The 4,299-nt window shown below is 70.7% G+C and carries 1 protein-coding gene and 1 pseudogene; both read left to right on the forward strand.

Annotated elements, in window-relative coordinates:
* Positions 1 to 698, forward strand: a pseudogene (locus DMC18_RS14085) (MFS transporter); the annotation flags it as partial.
* 176 nt (positions 699 to 874) lie between these two features.
* Positions 875 to 4,231: a glycosyltransferase gene (locus tag DMC18_RS14090; RefSeq protein ID WP_110120088.1), complete on the forward strand. Its 3,357-nt coding sequence runs from the start codon at positions 875 to 877 to the stop codon at positions 4,229 to 4,231.
* Positions 4,232 to 4,299: the final 68 nt, after the last annotated feature.

A 4,299-nucleotide genomic window follows, 5' to 3' on the forward strand; every position in this document is an offset into this window, starting at 1 on the left:
CGCCGGCGCCGCCCGCCCCGGCCATGCCGCTGGGCCAGGCCGCGCGCCTGCTGGCCGCCAAGCCGTCGTTCTGGCTGCTGGCCTTCGGCGCGGCCTCCTCGTCGGTCTGCGGCTACGGCGTCGCCGCCTGGCTGCCCAGCTTCTTCATGCGCAGCCTGGGCCTGACCCTGTCGCAGACGGCCTGGTACTATTCCGGCATCGCCCTGTTCGGCGGCCTGCTGGGCATCTGGCTGGGCGGGGCGGTGGCCGACAGGCTGGGGGCCAAGTCCAAGGCCGGCTATCCGATCACCCCGGCCATCGCCTTCCTGATTTCGGTGCCGTGCTTCCTGCTGGCCATGAACAGCGGCAGCCTGATGGGCGGCCTCGGCGGCAAGGCCTCGCTGGCCGTGGCCTTCGTGATCTTCCTGATCCCGACGGGCCTGAACCTGGCGTGGCTGGGCCCCATCACCGCCGCCGTCCAGCACCTGGGCCCGGCCCCGATGCGCACCACCGCCTCGGCCCTGTTCCTGCTGATCAACAACCTGCTCGGGATCGCCGTCGGCATCTACTATTTCGGCCTGGTCTCCGACCTGCTGAAGCCGACCTTCGGGGCGGAGTCGCTGCGCTGGTCGATCTACAGCGGCATGGGCTTCTACCTCGTCGCCGCCCTGCTGTTCTTCCTGGCCAGCAAGCGCCTGGACAAGGACTGGGTGGACTAGGCTCCTCCTCCCGTAAAATCCCTGCGAAGGCGGGGATTTTACGGTTGTGGGGGGCTTTCCCCAGCCAAAAGGTCGCAGGCGCGTAACGAGAGTCCTAGCGCCACCGTTCGGACATGATCCAGGATCATTGCGCCGCCGAAACCGTGTTATTGGCGGGACGGACAGGTTTTGGCGCGATGAGCGGCGACGATCGGCATATCTTCCACGACCCCACCGGCAAGCGCCGGCGCAGGTTCACCCTGACGGCGGGGATCGCCCTGTCGGGGGTGGCCGCCGTCGTGGCCGGTTTCCTGGCGACCCTGGCCTTCGCCCCGCGCCTGCCGGCGGTGACGCTGAAGGACCCGCATGTGCTGTCGGCCCTGCACGAGGAGACCGTGCACCGCCTCAAGCCCGGCAAGCCGTCGGCCTGGCGCCGCCTGCCCGCCCCCAAGACCCCGGCCGCGATCGGCGCGGCCAAGCCGCTCAGCGTCGGCTTCTACGTGCCCTGGGACGAGGACAGCCGCGAGTCCCTGCGCCGCCACGTCGCGCAGCTGGACGTGGTCTCGCCGCAGTGGGTGGCGCTGAAGGGCCGGACGGGCGACATCACGGCCGACGACGATCCCATCGGCACGGCCCGCATCGCCGCCGCGCCCAATCATCCCACCGTCCTGCCGCTGGTCCACAACTCGGCCGACGCCAAGTTCGACGGCCCGATGGCCGACGCCCTGCTGGCCAGCCCCGCCGCCCGCAAGGCGCTGATCGACAATCTGGCCGCCCTGGCCCAGCGCCGCGGCTTCGGCGGCTACATCTTCGACCTCGAGAACCTGTCGCCCAAGGGCCTGGCCAACTATCCGCTGCTGCTGGACGAGGCCCGCGCGGCCTTCAAGGCCTCGGGCCGCGAGGTCTGGGTCACCGCCCCCTTCGACGAACAGGGCTGGCCGCTCAAGCGCCTGCAGCAGTCGGCCGACACCATCGTGCTGATGGCCTACGACCAGCACTACGGCGGCGGCGATCCCGGCCCCAACGCAGGGCAAGACTGGTACGAGAGCGAGCTCGACAAGCGCTTCGCCGCCCTCGACCCGGCCCGCACGGTGCTGGCGCTGGGCGCCTACGGCTACGACTGGACGCTGAAGGCCGACGGCACGGCCGCCAACGGCGACGCCGCCACCTTCCACGAGGCCATCCGCAACGCCCAGGACGCCGGCGCCGACATCCGCATGGACGACGACGCCCTCAACCCGACCTACGGCTACCAGGCCGACAACGGCGACAAGCACGTGGTCTGGTTCCTGGACGCCCCCACCCTGTTCAACCAGGTCAAGGCCAGCGACCCGTTCCGGCCGCGCGGCTATGGCCTTTGGCGCATGGGCGGCGAGGATCCGGGCGTGTGGAGCGTACTGGGCCAGCCCTACGGCAAGGGGACGACCGGCGCCCTCTCGCACATCCCGTCGGGCCAGAGCGTCGACTTCGACGGCGGCGGCGAGGTGCTGCGCGTCTCGTCCCTGCCCACGCCCGGCAAGCGCAGCCTGGAGACCGACCCCGACACCGGCCTGATCTCGGGCGAGACCTACGACGTCCTGCCCAGTTCCTACGTCATCGAGCGCTACGGCCAGCGGCCCGGCCTGGTGGCCCTGACCTTCGACGACGGCCCCGACCCGCGCTGGACGCCGAAGATCCTCGACATCCTGAAGGCCAAGAACGCGCCCGCGACCTTCTTCGTCATCGGCCAGAACATGCAGAAGCATCCGGGCCTGGTGGAGCGCGAGATGCGCGAGGGCCACGACGTCGGCGGCCATACCTGGACCCACCCCAACATCGGCGAGACGCCGCTGCCCCAGACCCAGGTCGAGCTGAACGCCACACAGCGCCTGTTCGAGGTGGTCACCGGCCGCTCGATGCGCCTGTTCCGGCCGCCGTTCTTCGGCGACGCCGAGCCCTCGACCCCGCGCGAGGTGGATCCCCTCGTCATCGCCCAGACCCTGGGCTACCTGATCGTCGGCCTGCGGATCGACACCGACGACTGGCAGAAGCCGCCGCCCCAGACGATCATCGACCGCGCCCTGGACCGCCTCGACAATCCGGGGAACAACCCCGGCCAGGTCGTGCTGCTGCACGACGCCGGCGGCAACCGCGAGAACACCATCAAGGCCCTGCCCGGCCTGATCGACGGCATCCGCGCCCGCGGCTACCGCCTGGTCACGATCGGCGAGCTGGCCGGCATGACGCCGGACCAGGTGATGCCGCCGACCACCCGCGACCCGGTCGGCCTGGCGCTGGACCGCCTGGGCTTCGGCTTCTTCCGGGGACTGAACACCCTGCTGACCTGGCTGTTCATCACCGCCATTGCTCTCGGTGTGGCGCGGCTGGTGTTCCTGGCGGCCCTGGCCCTGGTGCACAAGGCCACCGAGCACACGCCGGAGGACCTGGATCCCGCCACCGGTCCGCTGGTCAGCGTGCTGATCCCCTGCTTCAACGAGGAGAAGGTGATCGCCGCCTCGATCGCCCGGATCCTGGAGTCCGACTGGACCAACATCGAGGTGCTGGTCCTCGACGACGGCTCCAAGGACCGCACGGCCCAGGAGGTGCGCGACCACTTCGCCGGCGATCCGCGCGTGACGCTGCTGTCGTTCGAGAACGGCGGCAAGGCGCGGGCCGTGAACCGCGGCCTGGCCGTGGCCAAGGGCGAGTTCGTGGTGGCGCTGGACGCCGACACCCTGTTCCCCAAGTCGACGATCGGCCGGCTGGTGCGCTGGTTCGCCGACCCGAAGATCGGCGCGGTGGCCGGCAACGCCATCGTCGGCAATCGCCTCAACATCGTCACCCGCTGGCAGGCCCTGGAATACGTCACCGCCCAGAACCTGGAGCGGCGGGCGCTGGCCGCACTGGGCGCGGTCACCGTGGTGCCCGGCGCGGTCGGGGCCTGGCGCAAGAGCGTGCTCGACGCCCTGGGCGGCTATCCGTCCGACACCCTGGCCGAGGACCAGGACCTGACCATCGCCTGCCAGCGCGCCGGCTGGAAGGTGGCCTTCGACCCCGCCGCCCGCGCCTATACCGAGGCGCCCGACACGGTGGGCGGCCTGCTCAAGCAGCGCTTCCGCTGGTCGTTCGGCACCCTGCAGTGCGTGTGGAAGCATCGCTCGGCGATGTTCAACCCCAAGACCCCGGTGCTGGGCTTCGTGGCCCTGCCGCAGATCTGGCTGTTCCAGATCCTGCTGGCCGTGGCCGCGCCGCTGGTCGACCTGGCCGTGGTCTGGAGCCTGGTCTCGGGCCTCTACGGCGCGGTGGCGCACCCGGTGGAATGGCGTCCCGACGACACCATCCGGGGCCTGCTCTACTGGGCGGTGTTCATCCTCGTGGACCTGTCGGCCGGGGCGCTGGGCATGGCGCTGGAAAAGCGCGCCCCCTGGGCCGACCTGCCCTACCTGCCGGTGCAGCGCTTCGGCTACCGCCAGCTGATGTACTACGTGGTGGTCAAGTCGGTGCTGACCGCCGTGCGCGGCGGCCGCGTCGGCTGGGGCAAGCTGGAACGCCGGGCGACCGCGGCGGTGAAGTAAGCAGTTCCTAGCCCTCCCCCTTGATGGGGGAGGGTTGGGTGGGGGTGACAGCAGCCTTGCCGGCTGAA

This window comes from Caulobacter sp. D5, from assembly GCF_003185805.1.
In the GTDB taxonomy this organism is placed as follows: Bacteria; Pseudomonadota; Alphaproteobacteria; order Caulobacterales; family Caulobacteraceae; genus Caulobacter.